Origin of the sequence: Streptomyces triculaminicus, from assembly GCF_017349075.1 — a bacterium.
GTDB lineage: Bacteria > Actinomycetota > Actinomycetes > Streptomycetales > Streptomycetaceae > Streptomyces > Streptomyces triculaminicus.
Genome location: NZ_JAFMOF010000005.1, coordinates 466,305 through 492,493, shown reverse-complemented (window position 1 = coordinate 492,493; position 26,189 = coordinate 466,305). Strand labels below are relative to the sequence as shown.

General features: G+C 71.2%; 28 protein-coding genes and 1 pseudogene. 19 read left to right on the top strand and 10 right to left on the bottom strand.

Annotated features, from left to right (window positions below; all coding sequences use genetic code 11):
- Window positions 1–6: 6 nt before the first annotated feature.
- The 3 genes and pseudogenes from J1792_RS30660 to J1792_RS30650 all read left to right on the top strand — a co-directional run bounded on the left by J1792_RS30660 (window position 7) and on the right by J1792_RS30650 (window position 3,707).
- Window positions 7–1,762: pseudogene (locus J1792_RS30660) on the top strand (SpoIIE family protein phosphatase).
- Between the two features lie 53 nt (window positions 1,763–1,815).
- On the top strand, window positions 1,816–3,048 hold the full coding sequence (hemW, locus tag J1792_RS30655; protein WP_207248640.1) for a radical SAM family heme chaperone HemW: 1,233 nt from the start codon (window positions 1,816–1,818) through the stop codon (window positions 3,046–3,048).
- Window positions 3,049–3,149: 101 nt separating this feature from the next.
- A complete protein-coding gene (locus J1792_RS30650; protein WP_207248639.1) occupies window positions 3,150–3,707 on the top strand; it encodes a Uma2 family endonuclease in 558 nt (185 codons plus the stop codon).
- Here the strand turns inward: J1792_RS30650 and J1792_RS30645 are convergent.
- Together J1792_RS30645 and J1792_RS30640 are read right to left on the bottom strand one after the other, a co-directional pair.
- Window positions 3,704–4,531 carry a DUF3097 domain-containing protein gene (locus tag J1792_RS30645; protein WP_086571579.1) on the bottom strand — a complete coding sequence of 276 codons (828 nt, stop codon included), beginning with the start codon at window positions 4,529–4,531 and terminating at the stop codon, window positions 3,704–3,706. The two genes, J1792_RS30650 and J1792_RS30645, sit on opposite strands and share 4 nt — an antisense overlap.
- 15 nt (window positions 4,532–4,546) lie before the next feature.
- Window positions 4,547–5,296, bottom strand: a complete 750-nt coding sequence (locus tag J1792_RS30640; RefSeq protein ID WP_207248638.1) for an MBL fold metallo-hydrolase — start codon at window positions 5,294–5,296, stop codon at window positions 4,547–4,549.
- A 275-nt stretch (window positions 5,297–5,571) separates the two neighbouring features.
- Between J1792_RS30640 and hrcA the strand changes: the two genes are divergently transcribed.
- From hrcA to J1792_RS34705, 10 genes are all read left to right on the top strand, one after another.
- Window positions 5,572–6,588 (top strand): heat-inducible transcriptional repressor HrcA, encoded by a 1,017-nt coding sequence (hrcA, locus tag J1792_RS30635; RefSeq protein WP_086571577.1) that lies wholly within the window; start codon window positions 5,572–5,574, stop codon window positions 6,586–6,588.
- Complete coding sequence (gene dnaJ, locus J1792_RS30630) at window positions 6,588–7,727, top strand: molecular chaperone DnaJ (RefSeq protein ID WP_086571571.1); 1,140 nt, start codon at window positions 6,588–6,590, stop codon at window positions 7,725–7,727. The genes hrcA and dnaJ overlap by 1 nt, the downstream gene beginning before the upstream one ends.
- A 159-nt stretch (window positions 7,728–7,886) precedes the next feature.
- Window positions 7,887–8,981, top strand: a complete 1,095-nt coding sequence (locus tag J1792_RS30625) for a nitronate monooxygenase (protein WP_086571569.1) — start codon at window positions 7,887–7,889, stop codon at window positions 8,979–8,981.
- Window positions 8,982–9,075: 94 nt separating this feature from the next.
- Entirely contained in the window at window positions 9,076–9,825 is a 750-nt protein-coding gene (locus J1792_RS30620) for a 16S rRNA (uracil(1498)-N(3))-methyltransferase (RefSeq protein ID WP_086571567.1), read from the top strand.
- Window positions 9,826–9,900: 75 nt separating this feature from the next.
- Window positions 9,901–10,668 (top strand): helix-turn-helix transcriptional regulator, encoded by a 768-nt coding sequence (locus tag J1792_RS34710; protein ID WP_086571565.1) that lies wholly within the window; start codon window positions 9,901–9,903, stop codon window positions 10,666–10,668.
- A gap of 127 nt (window positions 10,669–10,795) precedes the next feature.
- Window positions 10,796–11,620, top strand: coding sequence for a helix-turn-helix transcriptional regulator (locus J1792_RS30610; RefSeq protein WP_207248637.1), 825 nt, complete (start codon window positions 10,796–10,798; stop codon window positions 11,618–11,620).
- 252 nt (window positions 11,621–11,872) lie between these two features.
- Window positions 11,873–15,505 (top strand): DUF6531 domain-containing protein, encoded by a 3,633-nt coding sequence (locus tag J1792_RS30605; protein WP_207248636.1) that lies wholly within the window; start codon window positions 11,873–11,875, stop codon window positions 15,503–15,505.
- The gene (locus J1792_RS30600) at window positions 15,502–15,738 is read left to right on the top strand and encodes a hypothetical protein (protein ID WP_143587716.1); all 237 of its coding nucleotides are present in this window, start codon (window positions 15,502–15,504) and stop codon (window positions 15,736–15,738) included. Before J1792_RS30605 ends, J1792_RS30600 begins: the two co-directional genes overlap by 4 nt.
- Before the next feature lie 185 nt (window positions 15,739–15,923).
- Window positions 15,924–16,046: a hypothetical protein gene (locus tag J1792_RS35200; RefSeq protein ID WP_278186455.1), complete on the top strand. Its 123-nt coding sequence runs from the start codon at window positions 15,924–15,926 to the stop codon at window positions 16,044–16,046.
- A gap of 17 nt (window positions 16,047–16,063) precedes the next feature.
- On the top strand, window positions 16,064–16,927 hold the full coding sequence (locus tag J1792_RS34705) for a hypothetical protein (protein ID WP_242646819.1): 864 nt from the start codon (window positions 16,064–16,066) through the stop codon (window positions 16,925–16,927).
- 55 nt (window positions 16,928–16,982) lie between these two features.
- On the opposite strand, the gene J1792_RS30590 is transcribed toward J1792_RS34705, so the two are convergent.
- Window positions 16,983–17,867, bottom strand: coding sequence for an MBL fold metallo-hydrolase (locus tag J1792_RS30590; RefSeq protein WP_207248635.1), 885 nt, complete (start codon window positions 17,865–17,867; stop codon window positions 16,983–16,985).
- A gap of 132 nt (window positions 17,868–17,999) precedes the next feature.
- On the opposite strand from J1792_RS30590, the gene J1792_RS30585 reads away from it, so the two are divergent.
- Entirely contained in the window at window positions 18,000–18,428 is a 429-nt protein-coding gene (locus J1792_RS30585; protein WP_086572916.1) for a MarR family winged helix-turn-helix transcriptional regulator, read from the top strand.
- A gap of 58 nt (window positions 18,429–18,486) precedes the next feature.
- Here J1792_RS30585 and J1792_RS30580 read toward each other — a convergent pair whose 3' ends face one another.
- Entirely contained in the window at window positions 18,487–18,759 is a 273-nt protein-coding gene (locus J1792_RS30580; protein WP_207248634.1) for an RNA recognition motif domain-containing protein, read from the bottom strand.
- Between the two features lie 180 nt (window positions 18,760–18,939).
- Between J1792_RS30580 and J1792_RS30575 the strand changes: the two genes are divergently transcribed.
- On the top strand, window positions 18,940–19,248 hold the full coding sequence (locus J1792_RS30575; RefSeq protein WP_242705051.1) for a cupin domain-containing protein: 309 nt from the start codon (window positions 18,940–18,942) through the stop codon (window positions 19,246–19,248).
- A 29-nt stretch (window positions 19,249–19,277) separates the two neighbouring features.
- Here the strand turns inward: J1792_RS30575 and J1792_RS30570 are convergent, their stop codons facing one another.
- On the bottom strand, window positions 19,278–19,994 hold the full coding sequence (locus J1792_RS30570; protein WP_086572913.1) for a TetR/AcrR family transcriptional regulator: 717 nt from the start codon (window positions 19,992–19,994) through the stop codon (window positions 19,278–19,280).
- A gap of 149 nt (window positions 19,995–20,143) precedes the next feature.
- Here J1792_RS30570 and J1792_RS30565 point away from each other — a divergent pair, with 149 nt between their 5' ends.
- The gene (locus tag J1792_RS30565) at window positions 20,144–20,845 is read left to right on the top strand and encodes an NAD(P)-dependent oxidoreductase (RefSeq protein ID WP_207248633.1); all 702 of its coding nucleotides are present in this window, start codon (window positions 20,144–20,146) and stop codon (window positions 20,843–20,845) included.
- Window positions 20,846–21,620: 775 nt separating this feature from the next.
- On the opposite strand, the gene J1792_RS30560 is transcribed toward J1792_RS30565, so the two are convergent.
- Window positions 21,621–22,085, bottom strand: a complete 465-nt coding sequence (locus J1792_RS30560; protein ID WP_242646818.1) for an MBL fold metallo-hydrolase — start codon at window positions 22,083–22,085, stop codon at window positions 21,621–21,623.
- A 271-nt stretch (window positions 22,086–22,356) separates the two neighbouring features.
- Between J1792_RS30560 and J1792_RS34700 the strand changes: the two genes are divergently transcribed.
- A complete protein-coding gene (locus tag J1792_RS34700; protein ID WP_086573849.1) occupies window positions 22,357–22,779 on the top strand; it encodes a winged helix-turn-helix transcriptional regulator in 423 nt (140 codons plus the stop codon).
- 39 nt (window positions 22,780–22,818) lie between these two features.
- On the top strand, window positions 22,819–23,247 hold the full coding sequence (locus tag J1792_RS30550) for a GNAT family N-acetyltransferase (protein ID WP_207248632.1): 429 nt from the start codon (window positions 22,819–22,821) through the stop codon (window positions 23,245–23,247).
- Window positions 23,248–23,335: 88 nt separating this feature from the next.
- Here J1792_RS30550 and J1792_RS30545 read toward each other — a convergent pair whose 3' ends face one another.
- Window positions 23,336–23,518: a hypothetical protein gene (locus J1792_RS30545; protein WP_207248631.1), complete on the bottom strand. Its 183-nt coding sequence runs from the start codon at window positions 23,516–23,518 to the stop codon at window positions 23,336–23,338.
- 109 nt (window positions 23,519–23,627) lie between these two features.
- A complete protein-coding gene (locus tag J1792_RS30540) occupies window positions 23,628–24,365 on the bottom strand; it encodes a hypothetical protein (RefSeq protein ID WP_086573836.1) in 738 nt (245 codons plus the stop codon).
- Between the two features lie 415 nt (window positions 24,366–24,780).
- Here J1792_RS30540 and J1792_RS30535 point away from each other — a divergent pair, with 415 nt between their 5' ends.
- Window positions 24,781–24,999: a hypothetical protein gene (locus J1792_RS30535; RefSeq protein WP_086573837.1), complete on the top strand. Its 219-nt coding sequence runs from the start codon at window positions 24,781–24,783 to the stop codon at window positions 24,997–24,999.
- Window positions 25,000–25,008: 9 nt separating this feature from the next.
- Here J1792_RS30535 and J1792_RS30530 read toward each other — a convergent pair whose 3' ends face one another.
- Window positions 25,009–25,281 (bottom strand): DUF397 domain-containing protein, encoded by a 273-nt coding sequence (locus J1792_RS30530; protein ID WP_086573839.1) that lies wholly within the window; start codon window positions 25,279–25,281, stop codon window positions 25,009–25,011.
- A gap of 11 nt (window positions 25,282–25,292) precedes the next feature.
- On the bottom strand, window positions 25,293–26,144 hold the full coding sequence (locus tag J1792_RS30525) for a helix-turn-helix domain-containing protein (protein WP_207248630.1): 852 nt from the start codon (window positions 26,142–26,144) through the stop codon (window positions 25,293–25,295).
- Window positions 26,145–26,189: the final 45 nt, after the last annotated feature.

Here is a 26,189-nt window from a genome sequence, read left to right as displayed (position 1 = left end):
ACCAGCCTGCCCGGCGACGCCCGCGCGCCATCGGCCGCACGCCGCTTCGTGCGCAGCGTCCTCGCCGGCTGGAACGCCCACGACATGGTCACCGATGATGCGACGCTGCTGGTCAGCGAGCTGGTGACCAATGCCGTGGTGCACGCGGGGACGTCCGTGGACCTCGAGTGCCGGCTGGATCCCGCCCGGGGCGGCAATCTCGTCGTGGAGGTCACCGACCACCACCCCGCCCGCGAGTTCCGCGCCCGCCCGCGCCGGGGGAGGGGCGAGCGCGAGGGGGCCGCGCACGGCGGCCGGGGGCTGCGGCTCGTCGCCGAACTGGCCGAGACGTGGGGCACGGCCTACCGCCGCACCGACAAGACGGTCTGGTTCCACCTGCCCACCTGCCCGGGGGAGGACGCCTCTGGAGCCCCTGGCGTCCCTGGCGCCCTCGGCATCCCCGGTGCCCTCGCCACCCCGCTCCGCGACCCGGCCCTGCCGGACGTCCTGGGCGCCGCCGAGGTCCTCGCCCCCGGCCCGTCCCCCGCACCGCCCGCCCGCCGCGCCGCCGAGCGCGGCCACCACCGCGCCCTGTCCTTCCTCGCCGAGGCGTCCGAACTGCTGGCCGGGCAGTTCGACGAGGACATGGTCGCCTCCCTCGCCGCCCAGCTCGCCGTCCCGCGCCTGGCCGACTGGTGCGCCGTGTGGCTCGACACCGACGGCTCTCCCGGCGCCGTCCGCCCCGCCCCGCGCCTGTCCTGCGTCTGGCACGCCCGCGAACACCGTGTCGACCCCCTCCGCCTCGCCCTGCTGCGCACCCCGCCCCGCCCTGCCCGCCGCGGGCCGGGCCGTCCCCTGGCCGTACGGGCCCGACGGCGGCACGGCCCTGGCCTGCCGGCTGGTCGCGGGCGGCCGCGGCGTCGGCACCCTTCTGCTGGGCCGCGCCGGGCCGTCCGCCGTGGCCGGCGACGTCTCCGCTCTCGCCGAGGACTTCGCCCGGCGCGTGGCCCGCGCCCTCGCCTCCGCCCGCCAGTACACCCGGCAGGCCACCATCAGCCGCATTCTCCAGCGCGGCCTGCTGCCCCGGGGCGTCGCGGTGATCCCCGGCGTCGAGGCGGCCGTCGTCTACGAACCCCGGGGCGACGCCTCCGCCGGCGGCGACTTCTACGACGTCTTCGCGGCCGGCGACGGCCGCTGGTGCTTCGCCCTCGGCGACGTCTGCGGCAGCGGCCCCGAGGCCGCCGTGACCACCGGCCTCGTCCGTCCCTGGCTGCGGCTCCTGGCGAAGGAGGGGTACGGCGTCGCCGGCGTCCTCGACCGCCTCAACCGCATGCTGGGCGAGGAGGCGGCCGAGGCGGAGGCCGGCACCGGGCCGCGCTTCCTGTCCCTGCTCTACGGGGAGCTCGTCCCCCACCGCGGCGGCGTGCGCTGCACGCTCGCCAGCGCCGGGCATCCGCTGCCGCTGCTCCTGCGCCCCGACGGCTCGGTACGGCCCGTGGCCGCGCCCCAGATGCTGCTGGGCGTCGTCGAGGAGGTCGGCTACGGCAGCGAGACCTTCGACCTGGCGGCCGGGGAGACGCTGCTGTGCGTCACGGACGGCGTCACCGAGCGCAAGTCCGGGGGCCGCCTGCTCGACGACGGCGACGGCCTGGCCGCCGTCCTCGCCGACTGCGCTGGCCTGAGCGCGGAGCAGGTCGCCGCCCGCGTCCGCCACGCCGTGCACGGCTTCGCGCCGGGCCCGCCCGACGACGACATGGCGCTGCTGGTGCTGCGGGCGGAGTGACCGCTTGGTGCGAGGGCGCGGAGCAATCCGGCGCGTGCTGGACAATGGAACGCATGCCTTCCGTACTGCCCGATGGTGAACCCATGCCCGAGGACGGGGCACTGCCCCGCCACGCCCTCGACGGCTCCGGGCAGCGACCCCTCGGCTTCTACCTGCACGTTCCCTACTGCGCCACCCGCTGCGGCTACTGCGACTTCAACACCTACACCGCGAGCGAGCTGCGCGGCTCCGGCGGCGCCCTCGCCTCCCGCGACAACTACGCGGAGACGGTCGCCGAGGAGATCCGGCTGGCCCGCAAGGTGCTCGGCGACGACCCGCGCCCGGTCGAGACGGTCTTCGTGGGCGGCGGCACCCCCACCCTGCTGCCCGCCGCCGACCTGGGCCGGATGATCGCCACCATCCGCGACGAGTTCGGGCTCGCCGAGGACGCCGAGGTGAGCACCGAGGCCAACCCCGAGTCCGTCGACCCCCGCTACCTGGAAGAACTGCGGGCCGCGGGCTTCAACCGGGTCTCCTTCGGCATGCAGAGCGCCCGCCAGCACGTCCTGAAGATCCTCGACCGTACGCACACCCCGGGCCGCCCCGAGGCCTGCGTGGCCGAGGCCCGCGCGGCGGGCTTCGAACACGTCAACCTCGACCTGATCTACGGCACCCCGGGCGAGAGCGACGACGACTGGCGGGCCTCGCTGGACGCCGTGCTCGGCGCCGCCCCCGACCACGTCTCCGCGTACGCCCTGATCGTCGAGGAGGGCACGCAGCTCGCGCGGCGCATCCGGCGCGGCGAGGTGCCGATGACGGACGACGACGCGCACGCGGACCGCTATCTGATCGCCGAGGAGACGCTCTCGGCGGCGGGATTCTCCTGGTACGAGGTCTCGAACTGGGCCACGAGCGAGGCAGGCCGCTGCCGCCACAACGAGCTCTACTGGCGCGGCGCCGACTGGTGGGGCGCGGGGCCCGGCGCGCACTCCCACGTGGGGGGCGTGCGGTGGTGGAACGTCAAGCATCCGGGCGCGTATGCGCAGGCTCTGAGCGAGGGACGCTCGCCGGGGGCCGGGCGTGAGGTCCTCTCCGAGGAGGACCGGCGGGTCGAGCGGATTCTTCTCGAGCTGCGGCTCGAGGAGGGGTGTCCGCTGGCGCTGCTGAAGCCGGCCGGGGCGGCGGCTGCCGCGCGCGCCCTTGCGGACGGGTTGCTGCGGGCGGAGGCGTACGAGCAGGGGCGGGCGGCCCTCACTCTGCGGGGTCGCCTGCTGGCGGATGCGGTGGTCCGCGACCTGGTGGACTGATTACCTGTTCGAGTGAACACGCGCGCATAGACTGTGAGCCTGCCTACGCTCTTCATAGGCTGCCGCCAAATGCACTGCGGCGGATGTGGAGGGCCACGGAGATGACCGCTGTGGATGACCGGACGAAGATCGAGTTCTTCGAGAATCTTGAGGTTCCCGAAGGCTGGCGGGTCGAGCTGCTGCGGGGGGACATCGTGATGATGGCGAGCCCTGACCGAATCCATAACTGGATCGTTCAGGACGTCCAGGACCAGATCCCTCGTGACCGTTGGGACCGGCTCCAGACTCAAGACGTCGACATTCCGGGCGAACCGAGCGAGCCTGTGCCGGACCTGGTCGTGTACGAGCGCGGCATCATCACAGGGCCGGGACGCCTCATCCCCGCACCTGCCGTCACGCTGCTGCTCGAGGTCGTGTCCAGAACCAGCGCAAGCCGTGACTACACGGACAAGAGGTCGATCTATGCGGCCGGCCAGGTGCCCGCCTACCTGATCATCGACCCTTTCGAGGCGAAGTGCGTGCTGTTCACCGAGCCGATCGGGGCCGGCGCGGGTGCCGACTACAGCGTGCAGCGGACGACGAAATTCGGTGACCCCGTGCCACTCGACCTGCTCGGGGTCACGCTGGACACGTCCGGATTCCAGACGCTGGAGCGCTAACCCCCCACCGTCACGAAGTCGATCAGCTCCTCGACGCGCCCCAGCAGCGCCGGTTCGAGGTCCTTGTAGGTGCGCACCGAGCTCAGGATCCGCTGCCACGCCGCTCCCGTGTTCTCCGGCCAGCCCAGGGAGCGGCAGACGCCTGTCTTCCAGTCCTGTCCGTGCGGGATGCGGGGCCAGGCGGGGATGCCCAGGGAGGACGGCTTCACGGCTTCCCAGACGTCCACGTAGGGGTGGCCGACGACCAGGACGTCCGCGCCTGTGACGGCGGCGGCGATGCGGGACTCCTTGGAGCCCGGCACGAGGTGGTCGACCAGGACGCCGAGGCGGGCGTCCGGGCCGGGGGCGAAGGAGTCGACGATCGCGGGCAGGTCGTCGATGCCCTCGAGGTACTCGACGACCACGCCTTCGATGCGCAGGTCGTCACCCCAGACGCGCTCCACGAGCTCCGCGTCGTGGCGCCCCTCGACGTAGATGCGCCCGGCGCGCGCCACGCGGGCCCGTGCGCCGGGGACGGCGAGGGAGCCGGAGGCCGTGCGCTGCGGCCCGCGTGCGGCGGGGGCCGAGGGGCGTACGAGGGTGACGATGCGCCCCTCCAGGAGGAAGCCCCGGGGCTCCATGGGGAAGACCCGGTGCTTGCCGAAGCGGTCCTCCAGCGTCACCGTCGGCCCCTGCGCGGTCTTCTCGCAGCGGATCACCGCCCCGCAGAAGCCGGTGGTGACCTCCTCCACCACGAGGTCCACCTCGGCGGGCACCTCGGGCGCGGGCGTGCTCCGCTTCCACGGGGGCGTCAGATCGGGGTCGTACTGTCGACTGCTGCGCATGCGCGCCATTGTGGATCACGACACGCCGAACCGGGCCCGCAACGCCTCTCCCTGCCGCCGTACGAAGGCCGCGTCCACCACGGCCCCGTGCCCCGGCACGTACACCGATTCCTCGCCGCCCAGCGTGAGCAGCCGGTCCACCGCCGTCGGCCAGGCGTGCGGCAGCGCGTCCGGCCCGGCCTGGGGCTCGCCCGACTCCTCGACCACGTCGCCGCAGAAGACGACCTCGGGCGCGCCGCCCTCGCCGGGGACGAGCACCGCCAGGTCGTACGCCGTGTGCCCGGGGCCCACGTTCGCGAGGAGCACGCGCCGCCCGCCGCCCAGGTCGACGGTCAGCTCCCCGGAGACGGCGTGCTGGGGCGGTACGAGCATCTCCACGGCCTCGGCGGCGGCCTCGCGCGGGACTCCGTAGCGCACCGCGTCCCGTCGCAGCTCCTCGCGCTCGTGCTCGTGGCGCAGCAGTTCGCCGAGCCCCACCGCCCCGTACACCTGCACGCCGGAGAAGGCGGCCGTGCCCAGGATGTGATCGAAGTGGGGGTGGGTGAGTGCGATGTGCGTCACGGGGAGGCCGAAGATCTGCTGCACCTCGCGGCGGATCACGGCGCCCTCGCGCAGCGACGATCCGGTGTCCACGACGAGGACGCCGTCCGTCCCCGCGATGGCCCCGACGGTGGCGTCCCAGCCCGGCAGCCTGCGGCGTACGACGTGTGGCGCGAGCCGTTCCCAATGCGCCCCCGCGGCGCCGGATTCCCCTTGAGTCTCCATACCGCGACGCTATCCGGACGGGGGTGCCGTCGCCCGCCCGGACGCGGGTCCGGGGGCACGCGGCGGGGACTGCCCTTGCCCTGTCCGTGGTGCCCGGCCGTACACTGGCTTGAGGGTTCTGGCACTCGTGACCTTTGAGTGCCAAGGGTGGGGGTCCGGTGAGACCCCCGCGCATGCGACCCTCGTACAACAGGTACGACGTACAACGCGTACGACGTACAACAGGTACGACCCGTACGACGGCTGAACCTTTTGGACCGATGGAGGTGCGCGCGGTGCTGAGCGAACGCAGGCTCGAGGTGTTGCGCGCGATCGTCCAGGACTACGTGGGCACCGAGGAGCCCGTCGGCTCCAAGGCGCTCACCGAGCGGCACCGGCTGGGGGTGTCCCCGGCCACCGTGCGCAACGACATGGCGGCGCTGGAGGACGAGGGCTTCATCGCCCAGCCCCACACGAGCGCGGGCCGCATCCCGACCGACAAGGGCTACCGCCTCTTCGTCGACAAGCTGGCGGGCGTCAAGCCGCTGTCCTCGCCGGAGCGGCGTGCCATCCAGAACTTCCTGGACGGCGCGGTCGACCTGGACGACGTGGTGGCCCGCACGGTGCGGCTGCTGGCGCAGCTGACCCGGCAGGTCGCGGTGGTGCAGTACCCCTCGCTGAGCCGTTCGACCGTGCGTCATGTGGAGTTGCTCTCGCTCGCTCCGGCCCGGGTCATGCTCGTGCTGATCACGGACACCGGCCGGGTGGAGCAGCGCATGATCGACTGCCCGGCGCCGGTGGGCGAGAACGCCCTGGCCGACCTGCGGGCGCGGCTGAACAGCCGTGTCGTGGGGCGTCGGTTCACGGATGTGCCGCAGTTGGTGCAGGACCTTCCGGAGTCCTTCGATCAGGACGAGCGCGGAACCGTTTCGACGGTTCTCGCCACTCTGCTCGAGACCCTGGTGGAGGAGACCGAGGAACGGCTGATGATCGGCGGCACCGCCAACCTCACTCGTTTCGGTCATGACTTCCCGCTGACGATCCGGCCCGTGCTGGAGGCGTTGGAGGAGCAGGTCGTGCTGCTCAAACTGCTCGGCGAGGCCAAGGACTCGGCGATGACCGTGCGCATCGGTCATGAGATCGCCCACGAGGGTCTGAACTCCACATCGGTCGTCGCCGTCGGCTACGGTTCGGGCGACGAGGCAGTCGCCAAACTCGGCGTGGTCGGACCGACCCGCATGGACTACCCCGGAACGATGGGAGCGGTACGCGCAGTGGCACGTTACGTCGGACAGATCCTGGCGGAGTCGTAGTGGCCACGGATTACTACGCGGTCCTGGGCGTACGGCGCGATGCCTCGCAGGACGAGATCAAGAAGGCCTTCCGCCGTCTCGCGCGCGAGCTGCACCCGGACGTCAACCCGGACCCGAAGACGCAGGAGCGGTTCAAGGAGATCAACGCCGCTTACGAGGTCCTCTCCGACCCGCAGAAGAAGCAGGTCTACGACCTCGGCGGCGACCCCCTGTCCGCCTCGGGCGGCGCGGGTGCGGGCGCCGGCGGCTTCGGCGCCGGCTTCGGCAACTTCTCCGACATCATGGACGCCTTCTTCGGCCAGACCTCGCAGCGTGGACCGCGCTCGCGCACGCGCCGCGGCCAGGACGCCATGATCCGGCTCGAAGTCAGCCTGTCGGAGGCCGCCTTCGGCACCACCAAGGACATCCAGGTCGACACGGCCGTCGTCTGTACGACCTGCAGCGGCGAGGGCGCGGCCCCGGGCACGTCCGCGCAGACCTGTGACATGTGCCGCGGCCGTGGCGAGGTCTCCCAGGTCACCCGGTCCTTCCTGGGCCAGGTCATGACCTCCCGCCCGTGCCCGCAGTGCCAGGGCTTCGGCACGGTCGTGCCGACCCCGTGCCCGGAGTGCGCCGGCGACGGCCGCGTCCGGTCCCGGCGGAACCTCACCGTCAAGATCCCCGCCGGTGTCGACAACGGCACCCGCATCCAGCTCGCGGGCGAGGGCGAGGTCGGCCCCGGCGGCGGCCCCGCCGGCGACCTCTACGTGGAGATCCACGAGACCCCGCACCCGGTCTTCCAGCGTCGCGGCGACGACCTGCACTGCACGGTCACCATCCCGATGACGGCGGCCGCGCTCGGCACGAAGGTGCCGCTGGAGACGCTGGACGGCGTCGAGGAGATCGACATCCGCCCGGGCACGCAGTCCGGCCAGTCGATCCCGCTGCACCAGCGCGGCGTCACCCACCTGCGCGGCGGCGGGCGCGGCGACCTCGTCGTGCATGTCGAGGTCATCACGCCCACCAAGCTGGACCCGCAGCAGGAGGAACTGCTGCGCCAGCTGGCGAAGATGCGCGGCGAGGAGCGCCCGACGGGCGAGTTCAAGCCCGGCCAGCAGGGGCTGTTCTCGCGCCTGAAGGACGCGTTCAACGGGCGGTAGGCCCGGCGAACGTCGCCCTCGCGGGCGGCGAGCGTTCTCGCGACGGCGGACCGGGAGGGCGAACGTCCTCCCGGGCGGCGACCGACGGATCATGACCGGCCCCGGCCACGGCTTCCCCGTGGCCGGGGCCGGTTCGTCGGTTTGTGACACGATGTGGTCATGGCTCCGTTGTCCGGACTGACCAGAGTGACCAGACTGTTCGAGCACCCGATCGTGCAGGCCCCGATGGCGGGCGGCGGCTCCACTCCGGCGCTGGCCGCCGCCGTCGGCGAGGCCGGCGGCCTGGGCTTCCTCGCCGCCGGGTACAAGACGCCGGCCGCGATGCACGAGGAGATCGAGCAGCTCCGCGCCCGCACGGGCCGGCCCTTCGGCGTCAACCTCTTCCTGCCCCAACCGGCCGCCGCCGACCCGGCCGCGGTCGAGGCCTACGCCGAGCGGCTGGCCGGCGAGGCCGCCCGCTACCGGACGTCCCTCGGCGAGACGGACCAGAGTTTCGACGACGCCTACGACGCCAAGCTCGCCCTCCTCCTCGAGGCCCCCGTCCCCGTCGTCTCCTTCACTTTCGGGTGTCCTTCCCGTACGGCCGTGGACGCCTTGGCAGCGGTCGGCACGGTCACGGTGGTGACCGTGACCTCGGCCGCCGAGGCCCGTGCGGCGCGGGAGGCGGGCGCGGACGCCGTCTGCGTACAGGGCGTGGAGGCCGGCGGCCACCAGGGCACCCACCACGACGACCCGCACGCGGACGGCGCGGGCGCCGGGCTTTTGCCGCTGCTGGCCGAGGTCCGCGAGAGCGTGCCGCTGCCGGTGATCGCGACGGGCGGGCTGATGCGGGGCGAGGCGATCGCCGCGGTCCTCGCGGCGGGCGCGTGCGCGGCGCAGCTCGGCACGGCGTTCCTGCCCTGCCCGGAGTCCGGCGCCCATCCCCTGCACAAGCGGGCCCTGACCGACCCGCTGTTCGCCCGCACGGAGCTGACCCGGGCCTTCACGGGCCGCCCGGCCCGGGGGCTGGTGAACCGTTTCATCCGAGAGCACGGCCCCTACGCCCCCGCCGCCTACCCCCAGATCCACCACATGACCTCCGGCCTGCGCAGGGCCGCCGCGGCGGCGGGCGACCCGGAGGGCATGAGCCTGTGGGCGGGCCAGGGCCACCGCCTGGCCCGCGCCATGCCGGCGGGCGACCTCGTCGCCGTGCTGGCCGCCGAGCTGGCCGCGGCCCGCGCCCCGTCGGGCGCCGAGCCGATGGTGTCGGGCTGAGCCGATGCCGGGCTGAGCCGATGATGGTGTCGAGCTGAGCCGAATCCGCTGAGCCGATTTCGTTGATCAGAAAGTCCGAGAGAGCGAGTACGTCATGACAGCGCCGGTGTTCCTGGTCGAAGAGGACTCCCTGACGGGCGTCTTCCCCGGCACCGTCTTCTCCCTGAGCGGCTCCGAGGGCCGCCACGCGGTGTCCGTGCGCCGGCTGCGTGTGGGGGAGGAGATCGTCCTGACCGACGGCGAGGGCACCGGTGCCTTCGGCACCGTGGCCGCCGTCGAGGGCAAGGACCACCTCGAGGTCGCGGTGACGTCCGTACGCTCCGAGCCGCTGCCGCAGCCGCGCATCACCGTCGTCCAGGCCCTGCCCAAGGGCGACCGGGGCGAGCTGGCCGTCGAGACGATGACCGAGACGGGCGTCGACGTGATCGTCCCCTGGTCGGCCTCGCGCTGCGTCACCCAGTGGAAGGGCGAGCGGGGCCTGAAGTCGCTCGGCAAGTGGCGCGCGACGGCCCGCGAGGCGGGCAAGCAGTCCCGGCGCCTGCGCTTCCCCTCCGTGGCCGACCCCCTGACGACCCGGCAGGTCGCGGACCTGCTGGCGGGCGCCGCCCTCGCCGCGGTGCTCCACGAGGAGGGCAGCACTCCGCTGGCCACGGCCGAGCTGCCGCCGACCGGCGACATCGTGCTGGTCGTGGGCCCCGAGGGCGGCGTCTCGCCGGAGGAGCTCGCCGCGTTCGCCGAGGCCGGCGCGCACCCGTACCGCCTGGGCGCCAGCGTGCTGCGCACGTCGACGGCCGGGACGGCGGCCGCGGCCCTGCTGCTGGGGCGCACGGGACGCTGGGGCTGACGGCCGAGGGCGCGGTTTCGACGCGTTCGACGCACGAAGACGGCGAACGGGGGGAAGGGTGGGCGTGGGGGACACATGGCGCGGCTCCATGCGCGTGACTACGAGCAGATGCTCGACCTGGCCGTGGCGATCCTGGAGGACGACGCCACGGACTCGGCATGGCATCTGATCACCGGTCACCTGCTGAAGGCGATGGGGTGCGACTCGGCGACGTTCTCGGTGGTCAACGTCACGGAAGGGACGGGGGTCATCGAGGGCTGGGCGCCGGAACGGCTCAGTCCGTACGTCCGTGACCTCGTCCCGCGGCGCATGCGCCAGCACCACCCCCTGCTCTCCTACATCGCGGGCGGCGAGAGCGCCCCGGTGACCGTGAGCGCGATCTGCGACACCTGGCGCCAGTCGCAGTGGTACCAGGAGGCCCGCCGCGACTTCGGCGTCACCCAGCAGCTGGGCCTGCCCGTCTCCGGCGGCCCCGACCGCATCAGCCTGGTCCTGATGGGCCGCGACGGGGCCTTCCGCCCCCACGACCTCGCCTTCGCCGCCCGCGTGCAACCGCTGCTGGTCAGGGCGGGCAACCACGTCCAGGCGCTGCGCCGGCTGAGCGCGACGGCCCCCGCGCTCACGGCCGACCACCCCTCCGGTCACGGCCTGACGCCCCGGGAGCTGACCGTGCTGGGCCTGATGGCGGAGGGCCTCACGGCGCTGGGGATCGCGCGGCGGCTGACGATCTCCCCGCACACCGTCAACCGCCATCTCGAGAAGATCTACCGGAAACTGGGTACGAACAACCGCGTCTCCACCCTGCTGCTGGCCCAGCAGGCGGGGCTCGTACCGGCGACCTGACGTCCCCCACGCGTCCGGCGCCGGTGGAGGCGCCCCGACCGGCCCCGTAACATGCCGTGCCAGGGGGCTACCCGGCCTACCGGTCGCCGGGGTGACTGGGGGTGGGGACAAAGGGAAGGCAGCCGCCATGCCACAGCTTCATGCGCGGGACTACGAGCGCATGCTCGACATCGTCGTCGCGGTGCTGGAGAGCGAGAACCCCGGCGAGCTGCGGCATCTGATCGCGGAACACCTGCTCGATGCCCTCGACTGCGGCACGGTCATCTTCGCCCGGCTGCCCGCGGGCGACGACCGCGCGGGGCACGTCGAGGGCTGGGCGCCGCGGCGGCTGGGCGGCGATGCGATGACCGACATGGTGCAGCGGCGCATCCGCCAGCGTCACCCGCTGATCCCCTACCTCGCGGTCGGCGAGCGCGTCCCGGTGACGATGAACCAGCTCTGCGGCGACAGCCGCTGGCACAACTCGCGCTGGCGCAGCGAGGCCCACCGCGACTACGGCACCACCGACCAGCTGGCCCTCCCCATGCCCGCCGAGAACGGCGCGCTGCGCGCGATCTCGCTCGGTCGCGACGGCGCGTTCACCGAGCACGACCTCGCGTTCGCGACCCGCATCCAGCCGCTGCTGGCCACCGCCGACCGGCACGTACGCGAACTCCACCGCCTGCGCGAGGCCGTCGCCGCGACCGCTCCGGGCGTCGACCCGGGCGTCGACTTGGGCGCCGGCGCCGGCGCCGGCCGCCTCGCCGTGGCGCAGTCCCACGGCCTGACCCCGCGCGAACTGACCGTCCTGGGCCTCCTCTCCGAGGGCATCACCGCCCACGGCATCGGCCGCCGCCTGACCATCTCCCCGCACACGGTCAACCGGCATCTGGAGAAGATCTACCGCAAGCTCGGCACGAACAACCGGGTCTCCACCGTACTGCTCGCCAAGCAGGCGGGCATCGTGCCCTGACCACGGCGGCATGGGCAGTTCTTCCCATGGCGGCGGGAGCGGCCCGAACGCGAAGATTTCCCTACGGGAAAAGGGGCGGGAGCGCCGACGCCGGCCACGGGGGATTCGACGTCGGCGCTCTTCTTCTGCACTCGTCTTCACATGCTGCATGACCGTCTGTTGCTTTTACTGACCGTCATAGGATCACCGGAAGCCCATTTCTGGGCGCTCGTGTTCGGTCGTGCGGTTCGGTGAGGCGATGGGGGAGGGCCCGTGGCGGGCGGGGTCGAGGAGTACGTCGGGGACCGGAACCTCCTGAGAGGCATTCGTCCCGACCTCGTGGAGCTGCCGGGGGCCGCTCGGGTCACCGCGGGCATCCGGTGTGCGAAGGACCCGATCGACGTCGCGACCGGCGTCATACTGCTGCCCCAGACCGACGTCACCCTGCCGGGCGCCCTGCCGCTCGTCGTGGAGCGTACGCACCTGTCGTCGTACCGCGCGGGCGGCTGGTTCGGCCCGACCTGGGCGTCCACGCTCGACGAGCGGGTGCAGCTCGACGCCGAGGGCGTCGTGTTCGCCGCCGCCGACGGCATGCGGCTGGTCTATCCCGTGCCGTCCCCGGGCGAGCCCGTCCTGCCGGAGAAGGGGCCGCGCTGGCCGCTGGAGTGGGACGGGCGGCCCGACGGCCTGCTGACGGTCACCGACCCGCACAGCGGCGTCGTACGGACCTTCGGCAACCCCGCTCCCACGGACACCCCGGGCGCCGTACAGCTGCCGCTGGACAGCCTGCACGACCGTAACGGCGCCCGTATCGACATCGAACGCACCGCCACCGGCGTCCCCACCGCCATCCGTCACCACGGCGGCTACTGCATCGCCGTGGAGACACAGGGCCCGCGCGTCACCGCCCTGCGCCTGCTGGACGAGCCGTCGCAGGCGCCCGCCGGCGCGGACGGCACGCTCCTCGTCCGCTACGGCTACGACGACGCCGGCGACCTCACCGAGGTCGCCGACTCCAGTGGCGATCCGCTGCGTTTCACCTACGACGCCGAGGGACGAATAACCTCCTGGACCGACCGCAACGGAACGTCGTACGCCTACGTGTACGACGCCCAAGGCCGTGTCGTGCGCACCGAGGGCAGCGACGGCTTCCTCTCCGGGACCCTGTCCTACGACGACGAGACGCGCACGACGACGGAGACGGACTCTCTCGGGCGGCTGCGCACCTACCGTCACGACGGCGCCGGACGCGTGGTCGAGGAGACCGACCAGCTCGGCAACACGACACTCACGCAGTGGACCGCGCGCGGCGACGCACCCGTCTCCGTCACCGACCCGCTCGGCCGGACGACGCGCTACGACTACGACGACGCCGGCAACTTGACCCGGATCACGCTCCCGGACGGTACGACGGGGGAGGCGGCCTACAACGCCCTGTGCCTGCCGACGGAGGTCACCGAGCCCGGCGGTGCGACCTGGCGGCACGCGTACGACGACTGCGGCAACCTGCTGACGACGACCGACCCGGCGGGTGCCGAGACGCGGTACGCCTACGACGCGGAGACCGGTCACCTGACCGCCGTCACGGATGCCCTGGGGAATGTGCGTACGGTCGCGTGCGACGCGGCGGGACTGCCGGTGGCCGTCACCGACCCGCTGGGCCACACGACCGCCGTCCGGCGCGACGCCTTCGGCCGCGTCGCCGAGATCACGGACCCGCTGGGGCACGTCACCCGGATGTCCTGGACGACCGAGGGCAGACCCAGTCGGCGCGAGCTGCCCGACGGCACGTACGAGACGTGGACGTGGGACGGCGAAGGGAACCTCCTCACCCACACCGACCCCGCCGGCAACACCACCACCCACACCTCCACCCACTTCGACCTCCCGGCATCGCGGACGGAGCCGGACGGCGCGACGTACGCCTTCGCCTACGACACCGAACTGCGCCTGACCGGCGTGACCAACCCGCAGGGCCTGACCTGGTCGTACGACTACGACGAGGCGGGCCGGCTCGCCGCCGAGACGGACTTCGACGGGCGCCGGCTGACCTACGTGCATGACGGCGCGGGGCAGCTCCTCGCGCGTACGAACGGCGCCGGAGAAACGCTTCACTTCACGCGGGACGCCCTCGGCCGGGTCGTCGAACAGCTCGCCGACCCGGGGCAAACCACTTCCTACGCGTACGACGCCTCGGGCCGGCTCACGCGCGCCGCCACCGCGGACGCCGAGGTGACCTACGAGCGCGACGCGCTGGGCCGGGTCCTGTCCGAGACGGTCGACGGCCGCACGACGAGCTTCGCCTACGACGCCCTCGGGCGCTGCACGGAACGAACGACGCCTTCGGGCCTGAGCTCGCAGTGGACGTACGACCCGGCGGGGCGCCCCCTCGCGCTGCGCGGCGACGCCGGTTCGCTCGGCTTCGCGTACGACGCGGCGGGCCGCGAGACCGAACGCCGCCTGGGGGAGGGGGCGACGCTCACCCAGACCTGGGACGCGACGGACCGCCTCGCGTCCCAGACGGTCACGGGCCGGTTCGGTAGTGGTCCCGGGGAGGCGGCCGAGCGGCTCCTCCAGCACCGCTCCTACGCCTATCGCGCGGACGGCCACCTCACCGAGATCCGCGAACTGACCTCCGGCACCCGCCGTTTCGACCTCACCCGTGCGGGCCGCGTCACGGCCGTACGCGCTCACGGCTGGACCGAGACCTACGCCTACGACACCGCCGGCAACCTCCTCCACGCCACGGCCCCGGCCCACGAGGCCCCCGGCAAGCGCGACGCCGAGGGCACCCTCATCCGCCGGGCGGGCCGCACCACGTACGAACACGACGCCCAGGGCCGCCTGACCCGCAAGACCCGCAAGCTCCTGAACGGGCAGATCCGTACGTGGTCGTACACGTGGGACGCGGAGGACCGTCTGCGGGAGGCGGAGACGCCGGACGGCGAACGCTGGTCGTACGCGTACGACCCGCTGGGCCGCCGAATATCGAAGCGGTGTTTGTCGAACGGCGAGGAAACGTTCTTCTCCTGGGACGACACGCGCCTGGCCGAACAACTGTCCCCGGACGGCACGGTCACCACCTGGGACTACGCCCCGGGCACCCACCGCGCCGTGGCCCAGACCGATCACCGCCCGCTGGTCCGCACGGCGGGCAAGTCCCTGATCGAGGACTTCACCACCACCCCGGACGCGGGCCGGCCCCCGCGCTTCCACGCCGTCATCACCGACCCGGTCGGCACCCCGACGGAACTGGTGACGCCCTCGGCCACCGTGGCCTGGCAGCACCGCACCACCCTCTGGGGCACCCGCCTCCCCGCTCCGCCGGCCGGGCCCGATGAAACCGACTGCCCACTGCGCTTCCCGGGCCAGTACGCGGACGCCGAGACGGGGCTGCACTACAACTACTTCCGGTACTACGACCCGGAATTGGCGGGATACCTCAGTCTCGATCCTCTCGGACTGGCGCCCGCGCCGAATGCTGTCGCATACGTTCACAACCCTCTGGTTTCCTCTGATCGCCTCGGCCTGAGTCCGTGTCCGCAGGGAGACGGTCGTCCGACTGCAGCGCAAAATGACGGTGAGTTGGTGCCGTACAGCAGGGGTTTCGCTTCCCGGCAGTTGAACAATCTGCATATCCCGAAGCTGATTACACCGTCGGGACGCACATTGTCGGATCACGCGGCCGAGCGCGTGGCTGGGAGTGGTCCAGGCAGGCCGCCTACAACCCTGAACGTCGTCGATCACATCTTGGACCATGGCACGAAGGTCAAGTACGACCCCGTAAGAGATACCATTCAGGTGCGAGCGCCTGAACTTCCCGGAAAACCATACGTAGTGGTGAGCGGGAGCAACCCGAACCATGTTGTGACTGTGATGATTCCCAAGAAAGTTAACCTGCCATGACCCCTCAGGTGCGACTCCTTGAATTGATCGATCGATTTCTGGCAGGACGCGACCGGTCCATGCGACTGGTTAATGAAATCGAGGACATTCTTGTAGTGGACTTCATGGACACGGATGTTTTCGAGACTCTGACCGAGGCGGTGTCTTTGTACCGGCCCGGTGCAGGTGCGCCATATGTGAGCGAGGACGAGATGGCCGAGGTGCTTGCTTCGGCGCGTGGTCTGCTGACCTGAGCACTGGATGTGCGGGCCGAATTGTGGTTCGAGCGCGCGCGGTTGATCGTGCGTTCGGGGGCGTCGTGGGGGGGTGAGGTCACCGCTCTGGGTACCGAGGTCTGACGGCCGGCTCCGCCGCTGGGCGGAGGGGATCGTGCCGGTGGGGGACGTCCGGTCGTGGGGGCGGGTGCGACGGTCGGGGCATGAGTGATGTCGTATGGGCAGGTAAGGGCCGCCGGGTGGTGCACGCGACGCTGTGCTGGGCGGTCGTGCAGGGCGGATTCGCGGTGGGGCGTGTGGTGGGCGGGGCGCGGGGGCCTGGCTGAGCTGGTTCGTTCTTCTTGTGGCCGCGCTGGGGGCGGTCGCGGTCGTGGCCGCGCGGCGTTCGGGGGCGCGGCCCGTGGTGCGCGGCCTGTTGTGGACGGCCTGTGCGCTGTCCGCCGTCTCCGCCTTCACGCTGCTGATGGACGTCATCGGGTTGCTGGTCGGCCAGGGTGTCGACAACACGGCCGACGCCGTGCATCACGCTCTCGGGTTGGTCGGCGCGGTGCTGCTCGCCGCCACGGCCCGTTCGCTGCGGGCCGGCGCCGTCTGCGGCGGCTGCGGGCAGCGGCACACGGCGGTGATGAGGCCGGATCCGTCCGCCGCTTCCCGCCGGATGCACCTCGTCGCCTGCGCGGGGTCCGTCGCGTTCGTGCCGTTCGCGGTGATGAAGGTGATCTGGGCGACGGGCGGGACGTTCGCCGGGGTGAGCGGCGAGGAGGTGCTCGCGGCCTACGAGCGGAACGGGTCGTCCGGCGTGTGGCTCACGCTGGAGTCCTGGGGGCTCGACCCGACCGCCCTGCTGGCCGCGCTCGGCGTGTTCCTGCTGTTCGGGCTGATCCGGCCGTGGGGGCAGGTCTTCCCCCGCTGGACCTTGGTGCTCGGCGGGCGGCCGGTGCCGCGCTGGCTGCCGCTGACCCCGGCGGTCGTCGGGGCGGCGACGCTGGTGCCGTACGGGGTGCTCGGCGCCGCGTACATGGTCCTGGCCACGACCGGCGCGGTGACCGTGCGGCTCGGCGACTTCAGGTCGGAGTCGCAGGCGATCGCCGTGGGCTGGGTCGGGTTCGGCGCCTTCGCCGCCTACGGTGTCGCCCTGCTGCTGGCCGCGCGCTCGTACTGGCTGCGGACCCGGCCGGTGTGCGGGGCCGGGGCGTCCGGCAGGTGATCGCAGCGCTGGCGTCGCCTTGATCGTCCGGGCCGGCTCCGGCCTCCCCGGCCGGTCAGGCGTCCAGCGGCCGCCAGGCCGGGCCGTCCCCGTCCCGCTGGACGTGTCCGAAGACCACGTCGGCGAAGTGGACGCCGAAGCCGATCGTGCCGGGCTCCGCCAGCTCGGCGACGAGGCGGCGGCGGTGGTCGGCGGTGCGGGTGGGGTCGTGGTCGAAGCCCGCGGACCAGTCGGGGTGGTCGGCCTGGATCGGCGAGTGCATGGCGTCGCCGAAGGCGATCAGACGGCGTCCGCCCCCGGTGATGACGTACTCGGCGTGCCCGACGGTGTGGCCGGGGGTGATCCGTACGCGAACGCCGGGGAAGATCTCCTGCCCGTCCGTGACCGTACGGACGCGCGGTGCGAGGGCCGCGACCTGCTCGGTCATGCCCTGGGCCTCCAGGAGGTCGCGCCGGTCCCACTCCTGCTCGGAGATCAGGTAGTCGGAGTGGGCGAGCAGGGGCCGGTCACCGCCGGGGGCGGGGTGGCAGGCCCAGCCGAGGTGGTCGGCGTGGAGGTGGGTGAAGGCCACGGCTTCGATGTCCTCGGGGCGGCGACCGAGCTCGGCCAGGCTGTGCGGGAGCGCGCCTCCGTGGATCGCGCCGAGCGGGCCGTCCGGGGCCTCGAGCCTCTGCGGGCCGAAGCCCGCGTCGATCAGCAGGGCGCGGCCGCCGTGCTCCACCAGCAGCGCGCCGACGCTTCCCACGAGGTGGCCCTCGGCGTCCAGGTACTCCGGGTGCGCGGCCCACACCTCGTCGGTGGAGTCCTGGAGCAGTGCCAGCGGCCGGAGCCGCACGTCGCCGTCCGGCACGTACGACACCTTCGTGTCGCCCAGCTGGATCGAGCGGATGGCTGCCGGCCGGCGCAGTCGTTCGTCCTGAGCCGTCGTCAAGTCGGACATGGGTGCTCCCCTGTGGGTCGTCGTCGGGTCGTCGCCACGTTTCCCCGCGGCGGCGACGCCCACCATAAGCATCAAGCTCGAATCATTCAAGCTGTAAATGTTTGGCTTTGATGGACTTGGTAGGGTGGTGGTATGACGACGTCCCCGGAGACGCAGGCCATCGCCGAGCGACAGCTGTGCGGTCTGGTGAACGGACTGGCCCAGCGGATCGCCGAGCACGTACGGGAGCGCGCCGCCACCCTCGGCCTCACCGCGTCCCAGGCGACCGCGCTGCGGGAGATGAGCGGGCCGATGACCATGCGGGAGCTCGCCGAGCGCATGAGCTGCGAGCCCTCCAACACCACCTTCGTCGTCGACAAGCTGGAGAAGCAGAGCCTGGTCGAGCGGCACCCGCACCCCACCGACCGCCGCGCCAAGCACCTCGTCCTCACCGCCGAGGGCACCGCTCTGCGCGCACGCCTCCTCGAGCTCCTCGCCGTGGAATCCCCGCTGTCCGGCCTCAGCCCGCAGGAGCAGCGCGTCCTTCACGGCCTGCTGGAGCAGGCCCTCGTCCGTCCGTGAGCCGGCGGCCGCGTCGGCGCCGGCGCGGCGACCGGAGGCGGCCGGAGGCGTTGGCCGCCTAGTAGCCGCGGCCTCCGCCGCGGGGCTTGGCGTTGGCCACGTTGACCTTGATGCGGCGCCCCTCGAGTTCCTGCTCGTGGAGTCCGTTGATCGCCGCGTCGGCCTCGCCGGGGGAGCCCATGGTGACGAAGCCGAATCCCCTGGAGCGGCCCGTGTCGCGGTCGCGCATGACGATGGTGTCGACGACCTGGCCGTACGCCGCGAAAGCCTGCCGAAGCGCGTCGTCCGTCGTGTTCCAGCCCAAGTTGCCCACGTACAGCTTCGTCGTCATGGCGGCAACACTCCCAGGACTTCGGCGAGAGCGCCACGGTGCGTATCCGGACCCGCCGGACAGAAGGCGAACGGAACGGGACGCGCGATGAGAGGTTTTGCTTAACGGTCGACCACCTGTTGTCCCAGGCCGGATAGCTTCCTGACATCAATTGATCGCGATGTGGAGGGGAGTCATCTCGTGGGTGTGGTCAGCCTGTTCGGGACCGCGGCCGAGCTGCCGGAGGCGTGGAGATCCCGTGTGCTGGGTGAGGTGGGCGCGGCCTGCGTGAAGGTGCTGCGCATGGACGCACTGCCGCTCGAGGAGGAGGTCCACGGCACCACCGAGGTGCTGCTGGTGCTCGACGGCAGGCTGGAGCTGACGGTCGAAGGCGTCGATGCGACGGTGGGGCCGGGCGAGATGTACGTGGTGACGGCCGGCGCCCGGCATGCCGTCCGCGCCGGCAGCCAGGGCACGCTGGTGATCATGGAGGCGCGGGAGGAGGAGTGAGGGCGGGTGCGTGACCGACCGCTACGCCGTCAGGCCTTCGGTGCGATGCCCAACGACCGGACGAGTTGGGTCAGTTCTTCATGGAAGAGCTTGTCCGGGCTCATGGTCTGGGTGCCCAGATGGCCGTAGATCTCCAGTGACACCAGGCCGTGCAAGTGGCCCCAGATGCGCAGGGCGAGTGCCACGGCGGCCGGGGGGAGGTCGGGAAAGGCCGGGCGGACCTTGCCGAGGAGACCGGCGTCGAAGTCGGACCACTGGAAGTCGCTGTCCGCGTAGAGGTGTTCGGCGTGCGGCCAGGCGGCGGCCGCGAGGGCGGTGAGGCCGGTGCAGACCCGCTGCGCGGCGTCCGGGGCGGCGCCGTCCTCGGGGGCGATGTAGCCGGGTACGGGGTCGCCGTAGATGAGGCGGAAGCCTTCGGGGTTGGCCAGCGCCCAGCCACGGAAGGCATGCGCCCATGCCCGGATCCGGTCGGCCGGGTCCTTGGCGGGGGCGGCGTCCCAGGCGGCGTCGACGGCGTTGGCGAGCGAGGTGTACACGTCGTTGATGAGCGTGGTGACCAGGTCGTCGCGGGTGGCGAAGTAGCCGTAGATGGCGTTGGCGGTCATGCCCATCTCGCGCGCGATGGCGCGCAGCGTGATCGCGCCGGGGCCGCCCGAAGCCATCAACTCCAGCGCCACGCTCTTGATTTCGGCCGTCGTCTCGGCCCGCAGCCGCTCGCGCCGCCCTCTGGTCCCGGTACCTGCCATGCGGGCACTCTACAGCGCCACGGAAGTGATTGCCGTGCAGAAACTTCACGCCGTATAGTTTTCGCACGGCGTCCAGACGTACGGCGATAGTCGGCATGTCCGGGCCTGAACTACGCGCATGAACAACCGGCATGAACAAGGGGAGAACCATGCACATCGGAGTGATCGGCGCCACCGGCACCATCGGCAGCCGGGTCGTCACCGAGGCACTCGGCCGCGGGCACCACGTCACGGCACTCAGCCGCGACGCCTCGCAGATCGACGAGCGCCGCGCGAACGTCACCTGGGCCGGCGTGGACGTCCTCGACCCCGCGAGCATCGCCGCCGTCCTGCCCGGCCTGGACGTGCTGATCAGCGGGTTCCAGCCGGGCAACGCGGCCAAGGACCTCGCGGACACCGTGCGGCGCTCCATCGCCGACCCCACGGTCCACTCCACCGCCGCCCGGGCGCTGCTCAAGGCCCTGGAGAGCCACCCCAGGACCCGGCTGATCGTGATCGGCGGAGCCGGCAGCCTGGAGACCGAGCCCGGAGTGGCGCTCGCCGACGACGTCGACCGGATACACGAGACCCTCGACCAGCTCGGACTGCCCCGCGAGTACGCGGCCGCGGCACGCGGAGCCCGGGACGGCCTGAACGTTCTGCGCACGTCCAACCGGCTCTGGACCTACTTCAGTCCGGCCGAGGCCATCGCCCCCGGCGAGCGCACCGGTCGGTTCCGGATCGGCACCGACCAGGTGGTCCGGGATGCCGACGGACTCAGCCGCATCTCCGCGGAGGACGCCGCCGTCGCCCTGATCGACGAGGTGGAGCTGCCCCGCTTCGTCCAGCGCCGCTTCACGATCGGCTACTGAACACGGCCACGGCCACAGCCGCCGCCGGGACCCTCTAGCGGGTCGGTCCCCCGGCGGCTTGGGAAGCCGGTGGGGAAGTCGCTCGGGAAGCCGTCGGGCGGGCCGGTGGGGAAGTCGTCGGGCGGGCCGGTGGGGAGCGGGGGAGCGAGGGTAGCGCGGGGGTTCTGGGTGCGCCGCCGGAGACTCGGGGGACGTGGGGGACGCCGGCGGCTTCATGTCCCGGGTCTTCTCGAACATGTCCGTCATGAGGCTCGTGGTGAAGGCGAATACGCACGTCACCGCCACGCACAGCAGCGTGCCGAAGGTCAGAAAGCCCAGCGTCATGCGGAACTTGGCCTTGGTCGCGCGGTCGCCCGGCGGCAGGGCCGTCGCCAGGTCCGGCCGGCCCTGCGGGTAGCGCACGAGGACGATGTCGCCCTCGAAGACCGTCGACGGCCCGTCCTCCTCGAAGCGCAGCGTCCGGCCGTCCGGGGTCGTGAACTCGTACGCGTGGCTGATCGTGCTGTTCGTGCTCTCGTGCATGCCGCGTCGCCATGTCGCCGTGGTCACGAACGTCCGCAGGCAGCGCCCTTCGACGGTCACGCCCCGGTACCACGCCTCGTTGAGACGCCGGCGCCGTACGATCACGCGGGCCGCGGCGGCGAGCGCCCCGACCGTCATGAGCCCGGGAATGGCCGGGAGGACGTACTGGATCACGGGCACCTCGATACGCGGGACGGTGGCGCACTGGTCCGTACCAGGCCGTAAGCGATCTTGCCGTCTTATGTCGCCGCGATCAACGCATATTTCCGTGGCGCGCGCCACGCGCGCCGCGCGAGGACGACCCGCCCGCGCGGGCGGCGAGTCGGGCCAGCTCCCACGGGTCGTGGGCGCTGAAGACGGTGACCTCTTCCGCGTGGTCGCGGCGCAGGTCGCGCAGTCGGTCGCGGGCGGCGACGCGAGCCGCGACGTCGGTCTGCGCTCCCTGCTGGACCGGCTCGAGAACGGGGTGGCAGAGAGCGGGGGTGTGCTCGATCTCGCCGTGGTACAGGTACGCGTCGCCCGTGTGCAGCAGCCACCTTCCGTCGTCGTCGCGCACGGCGACACCCGCGTGTCCCGCCGAGTGACCGGGCAGCGGCACAAGCAGCAGCTCGCATGCCAGACCCTGCGGGCGCGCCACGCCCGGGAAGCCGAACCACTCCGTACGCCCGTCCACGAGTGCGGGCGTCAGCAGCGGGCCGTGGGCCCGGTGGGCCGGCATGAAGTGGCCGAGGCTGTGCCGGTGATGCGGCGCCGAGGCCGGCGTCGACCAGGACCAGCCCGTCCGAGTCCGTCTCGATGAGCAGGCAATGGCAGACGACGGCCAGTTCGCGGACGGCCGGTTCGCCGTTCGCGGCGCGGGCCGGGTGCTCTCCCCCGAGCTGTGGAATCTTCCGGAGAGAACCGCAGTTGAGGTGGTGGATGCGCATGGGTCTCCCTGGAGGGAAGCGGGCGGGCGGACGGTTCGCGACGAGACGTTAGGAGGGGCTTTCGTGGCTCACCAAACAGTTGGACACGCACGGCCCCCGGGCATCGGGCCGGGTGGCCAGGACGGTCCGCTGGCGGATTGCCCGGACAGCGCTCTCGTTCCGCCGGGCAGCGAACCTCTCTGCCCCGTCGACATCACCCTCGCCGCGCTGGGGGGCCGCTGGACGCCGCTGATCCTCCGCGAATTCCTTCGCCGCGATCAGGCCACGTACACCGAGCTGTCCGCCGCCCTGCCCGTCCTTTCGGACAAGGTCCTCTCCGACCGGCTGGCCCAGTTGACCAGCGCGGGCGTCATCGAGCGCCACCGCATCCCCGGCTGGCCCCCGCGGGTCCGCTACGTCCTGACCACGCGGGGCCGGGCACTGGAGCCGGTGGTGCACAGCATGTGGGAATGGGGAGCGGCCGTACGGGACGCCCCCGGTTATTGAATGGCGAGCGCCGCTCGGCGTGTGCGCATACTGCGGTTCATGACTGCTGTGGACAAGCGCGTGCTGACCGTCAGTGGAAAAGACGCCGAGCTCACCAAGCGGCTCGAGAACGAACTCGTCGCCTTCAACGACGTCGCCACCGGCACCGCCCCTCGCGGAGAGTTCTCGGTGAGGGTCACGGACGAGGACGGCGAGCTGATCGGCGGCCTCACCGCCTGGACCTGGGGCGGACTGTGCGGGATCGAGCTGCTGTGGGTACGGGAGGCCTCCCGCGCGGACGGCTGGGGTTCGAAGCTGTTGCGCGAGGCTGAGGCCGAGGCCGTACGACGCGGCTGCGACCGCGTCACGGTCTCATCCTTCACCTTCCAGGCGCCGGGCTTCTATCAGCGCCACGGCTACGCGGAAGTCGGGCGCGTGCCGGGCGTGCCCGGCGGGCATTCCGACGTCTACCTGTTCAAGGTGCTGTGACGGTTCGGCGGGCCGCCGGGCATGGCGGTGACCGGGGCGCGTTGATCCCACGCTCCCCGGTACCCGGAACGGCTTGCCGCGCCTCGGCTCACGACCCCCTGTGGTGAGCCTGCAGGACCAGGGCGATCCTGGACCTTATCCAGCGGAACAGCTCCTGGCCAGGAGTCGTTGCGGCCAACTGGAGCACCTTGGTGATGTAGGCATCGGTGGATTCCTGGCCGGCCATCCAGCGATGTCCTGATGTAATGATCGCCGATTCACGCTCAGGCATGACGGTTCCCCCAACTGTCTCTAGATGCGCATCGACTCGTGCGAGCCGCGAGCGGGTTCCCGCTCGGTTCCGAGCATCTTTACTGTTTTACCCTCTGCTCGAGGCTCCGTCACCCGGTCGGAGCAATTCTGAGCGCGTTTGAGGCGCCGAACAAAGATGCGAAAACCCATACGTACGTTTCCGGCACTTTGGCCCTCGTGAGATCCCCCGGATTCGGGGCGTCGACAATCAGGACCCCCTGGACTTCCTCCCCCGCCCAGGCCCCATGAGCAAGAATTGATCGATAACCGCCACCCAGGGTGAAGTTCAGTTGTGCATCAGGGTCCAGGATGTCCTTCGTGTACACCGGGACTTTCTGTTCCATCACATGCCTCAGGCGAGAGAATTTCTCGGAGCGGATCCCGATCTCGTCAGGCGTGCCGTTCGGCCCGCCGGAGGCCACTTCCTTGAGAAAACGCTCGTTCTTCGCGTCGTACGAGTAGAACGCGCACCGCACCCCGTCGCCCAGGCTCTCCGCCAGCAGCGGAGCCAGACGTTCATGAATCTGCGCCGCCTTGGCGGGGGCTTCGGACGGTTTGGTGATGCTTTCGCCGATGTAATCGATGATCGGCGCCAGGAGCGCCTCCCGGCGGGTTCGCTCCTCGATACGCGACTTCTTGTGCTGCCAGAACGCCCAGAGCGGGGGTGCCGTCGCGAGAATGGCGATAAGGGCAATCAGGGCGATCTTGGTAACGCCCTGGGCGTCCTTGGCTATCCAGGTGGCGACCACCGCCGCGCCGGCGGGCAGGACGGTGAACACGAGAATAAGCGCGTCCTGCTTTTTTGAGCCGCTCTTGAGGTCGGGCATTGCACCTTCTTCGGGGGTTTTCGATTACCTCTGATAGGGATTGACGCCGCAGGCGGCACTCATTATCCCGAACCCCTTCGAATTCCGACCGCCGTCTCCCCTCCCGGTGTGACGTGAAGGCCAGAGCTTGCAGTGACCCGGGGGCGTGTGCCTCGTCCTATGCGCCCTGCCTTGCCCCGCGTCACGGGGCGTAGCGGGCATAGGTGAGAATGTTCCCTGACGTTCATCTACCAGGAGATTCATGTACAAGCGCTCTTCCCGGTTCGCCCTCTGCGTTGCGGCTGCCGCCGTTCTGGGCACTTCGGCGTGCGACTCGTCCGACGACAGCCCTTCCGCTGCCGCTCCTTCCGCGAGTTCCGCGGCTCCCGCGAGCCCGTCTTCCAGCCCGGCGAAGGTGCGCACGCTCGACGGGGGCATGGCGAAGCTCTACGTCCGGTCCGTCCGGAAGAACTACCCGGATCTCGACCACATCAGCGACGACTCGCTCATCACCTACGGCAACGCCATTTGCGTCGCCCGCAGTACGTCCGCCAAGGCGTTCGGTGAGCAGGCCAAGAAGACCATGCAGGAGCTCGGCACCACCTCGACGCAGACGGCGCAGATCCTCGGCAGTGCGGATGCGTTTTGCCGGTAGACCGTCCGGTCAGGGGGTCGTTTGGGCTGGTGCCTGTGTCAGAGTGCCGGCCTTTATGGCGGATATGAGGGGGCGGAGTCTGGCCGGGGTGGTCGTGACGATCACGTCGGGAGCGTCGCTCTCGCGGAGGTGGATGGCTTCCGCTGGCGCGTTGGCGAGGTAGAGGCACGCGTCTCCTTCGCCGCTGAAGGACGACTTCTGCCACGTCGGGCTTGCCGCTAGATAGATGCAGGAGGATGCGGCTTCGCTGTACGAAGACTTCTGCCAGATGAGCGTTGTCACGTTCGGTCCTCTCAGGTCGCCCGGGCGATGCTGTGGATGAGTTCGCGTGATGGGCCTGGCGGAAGGGCGACCTTTTCCATCCGGTCCAACGTCAGGTGATACCTCTCGAGATGGGTTTGAGTGTCGACAAGCGCGCAGCCATGCGTGATGTCGAGAGCCACTGTGTCGAGCTGCGGGACTGGCCCGTGGAAGTAGTCCACGCCGTGGCCCGAGATGGGGAATGACGTGCCGTCGAACGGGATCACCACGACGGTCACATGGTCCCGCTCGCTCATGTCGATGACGTGGGAGAGCTGCGCTCTGGCCGTCTCGGCTCCGCCGAACTGCATTCTTAATGCGGCCTCGTGGATGATCGCGGTGTAGGGCGGCGGATCGCTGCGGAACAGGATTTCTTGCCGCTTGATCCGGTGGGAGACGCGGTACTCCACTTCGTGTGGCATCAGCGTCGGCACGAACTCGCGGAAGATCGCGCGTGCATGCTCGGGAGTCTGCAGGAGGCCCGGAATCGTGATGGCCTGTGCAACGCGCAGGCACGTGGCATGGCGCTCGGCCTCGGCCAGGTCGAGAAGACCGGCGGGAAGCGTTCCCTGATACTCCCACCACCAGCCGCGGCTGCGCTCCACTGCCATGCTTGCCAGCGCGTCCACGAGTTCCATGTGAGTGCAGCTGTAGTTGCGAGCCATCGCGCGCACGCGTTCAGCGCTGACGCCAACGCGCCCCGCCTCGATGTTGCTGATCTGGGCTTGGCTTGTGCCGAGAAGTCGACCGGCTTCAGTCGACGATACTCCGGCGCGCTCCCTGAGCTTGCGAAGTTCAACACCGAGCCGGAGCTGGCGGGCTGTTGAGTTGTTCCTGACAGGCATCCGCAGTCGCTCCTCGTTCGTACACAGTTCGCGTCAGTCGCCCAT

Coding starts and splice junctions, on each gene's coding strand:
- J1792_RS30640 (WP_207248638.1), bottom strand. CDS start 5,296: ATGGAGACTCAAGGGGAATCCGGCGCCGCGGGGGCGCATTGGGAACGG.
- J1792_RS30545 (WP_207248631.1), bottom strand. CDS start 23,518: ATGCCTGAGCGTGAATCGGCGATCATTACATCAGGACATCGCTGGATG.
- J1792_RS30550 (WP_207248632.1), top strand. CDS start 22,819: ATGACTGCTGTGGACAAGCGCGTGCTGACCGTCAGTGGAAAAGACGCC.
- J1792_RS30600 (WP_143587716.1), top strand. CDS start 15,502: ATGACCCCTCAGGTGCGACTCCTTGAATTGATCGATCGATTTCTGGCA.
- hemW (WP_207248640.1), top strand. CDS start 1,816: ATGCCTTCCGTACTGCCCGATGGTGAACCCATGCCCGAGGACGGGGCA.
- J1792_RS30645 (WP_086571579.1), bottom strand. CDS start 4,531: ATGCGCAGCAGTCGACAGTACGACCCCGATCTGACGCCCCCGTGGAAG.
- J1792_RS30570 (WP_086572913.1), bottom strand. CDS start 19,994: ATGGCAGGTACCGGGACCAGAGGGCGGCGCGAGCGGCTGCGGGCCGAG.
- J1792_RS30565 (WP_207248633.1), top strand. CDS start 20,144: ATGCACATCGGAGTGATCGGCGCCACCGGCACCATCGGCAGCCGGGTC.
- J1792_RS30590 (WP_207248635.1), bottom strand. CDS start 17,867: ATGTCCGACTTGACGACGGCTCAGGACGAACGACTGCGCCGGCCGGCA.
- J1792_RS30580 (WP_207248634.1), bottom strand. CDS start 18,759: ATGACGACGAAGCTGTACGTGGGCAACTTGGGCTGGAACACGACGGAC.
- J1792_RS30560 (WP_242646818.1), bottom strand. CDS start 22,085: ATGCCGGCCCACCGGGCCCACGGCCCGCTGCTGACGCCCGCACTCGTG.
- J1792_RS30625 (WP_086571569.1), top strand. CDS start 7,887: ATGGCTCCGTTGTCCGGACTGACCAGAGTGACCAGACTGTTCGAGCAC.
- J1792_RS30525 (WP_207248630.1), bottom strand. CDS start 26,144: ATGCCTGTCAGGAACAACTCAACAGCCCGCCAGCTCCGGCTCGGTGTT.
- J1792_RS30535 (WP_086573837.1), top strand. CDS start 24,781: ATGGCGAAGCTCTACGTCCGGTCCGTCCGGAAGAACTACCCGGATCTC.
- J1792_RS30540 (WP_086573836.1), bottom strand. CDS start 24,365: ATGCCCGACCTCAAGAGCGGCTCAAAAAAGCAGGACGCGCTTATTCTC.
- J1792_RS30585 (WP_086572916.1), top strand. CDS start 18,000: ATGACGACGTCCCCGGAGACGCAGGCCATCGCCGAGCGACAGCTGTGC.
- J1792_RS34710 (WP_086571565.1), top strand. CDS start 9,901: ATGGCGCGGCTCCATGCGCGTGACTACGAGCAGATGCTCGACCTGGCC.
- J1792_RS30650 (WP_207248639.1), top strand. CDS start 3,150: ATGACCGCTGTGGATGACCGGACGAAGATCGAGTTCTTCGAGAATCTT.
- J1792_RS35200 (WP_278186455.1), top strand. CDS start 15,924: ATGAGTGATGTCGTATGGGCAGGTAAGGGCCGCCGGGTGGTGCACGCG.
- J1792_RS30610 (WP_207248637.1), top strand. CDS start 10,796: ATGCCACAGCTTCATGCGCGGGACTACGAGCGCATGCTCGACATCGTC.
- J1792_RS30620 (WP_086571567.1), top strand. CDS start 9,076: ATGACAGCGCCGGTGTTCCTGGTCGAAGAGGACTCCCTGACGGGCGTC.